Origin of the sequence: Mesorhizobium sp. M7A.F.Ca.CA.002.09.1.1 (assembly GCF_003998555.1) — a bacterium.
Lineage (GTDB): Bacteria > Pseudomonadota > Alphaproteobacteria > Rhizobiales > Rhizobiaceae > Mesorhizobium > Mesorhizobium ciceri.
The window spans coordinates 1-909 of sequence record NZ_RZRR01001371.1 but is presented as its reverse complement, the minus strand read 5'-3'; the positions used below and the strand labels follow the sequence as shown (position 1 = coordinate 909).

The 909-nt window shown below is 65.9% G+C and carries 2 pseudogenes; one reads left to right on the top strand and one right to left on the bottom strand.

What is annotated here, in order from left to right:
* Positions 1 to 472: pseudogene (locus EN994_RS33305) on the top strand (ATP-dependent DNA helicase); the annotation flags it as partial.
* A gap of 147 nt (positions 473 to 619) precedes the next feature.
* Here the strand turns inward: EN994_RS33305 and EN994_RS33300 are convergent.
* A pseudogene (locus EN994_RS33300) lies at positions 620 to 909 on the bottom strand (ABC transporter permease); the annotation flags it as partial.

Here is a 909-nt window from a genome sequence, read left to right as displayed (position 1 = left end):
TTCCTATGGCGGCGGTTCCTTTGCCTCCGGCCGCGGCGGCCAGGGCGCAGGACGGCAGAACCCCTATGGCGCCTCGCGCTTCGACAATGTCGGCGCCGACAGCGAAAAATCCGGCGCCTTCTCCAACACCTATGCGACGCCGGGCTGGCAGCGGGCGCAGGCCAACCGCACCGAGGCGACCGACCGCAACTGGGGTTCGCGCTCCGGCCACCAGGTCGAGCGCATCGGCTACGGCGAGACGGACAGCGGCTACGGCGCCGGCCGCACCTCGGTCAAGGGCCGCACCATCGACGGCGAACTGGTCGCCAAATCCGTCTCCGACAAGCCGTCCGCCTTCAACGTCGGCGACCGTGTCTTCCACCAGAAATTCGGCAACGGCAACATCTCGGCCATCGAAGGCAACAAGCTGACCATCGACTTCGACAAAGCCGGCCAGAAACGCGTGCTGGACGGGTTTGTCGCCGCGGTGTGAAGATGGCGTTTTCCCCGCGGAAGCCTCACCTTCGTCATCCACGGGCGAAGCAAGGAGGGTAGCGACGCGGCGCAGACCCGTGGATGACGAAGTGATTGATGTCTACGCCAATCGTCAAGGCATGCGGTCCGCCAACGAAACAGCCCCTCACCGATACCGCGCCTGATTCCATTTGTGCCCCAGCAGCGACAGGATGATGATCAGCCCGTTGAAGAACTGCACATAGAAACCGCTTAATCCCGCCGCCACGACGCCGGTCTGGATGAAGGACACGGTAACCGCGCCGATGGCGCCGCCGACGACGGTGCCGATGCCGCCCCAGGTCGGCGTGCCGCCGACGAACACCGAGGCCAGCACCGGCAGGAGATAGCCGTCGCCGGCGGCCGGCCACCAGGTGAAGTTGATCATCACCGAGAAGGTGCCGGCGATGGCCGCGC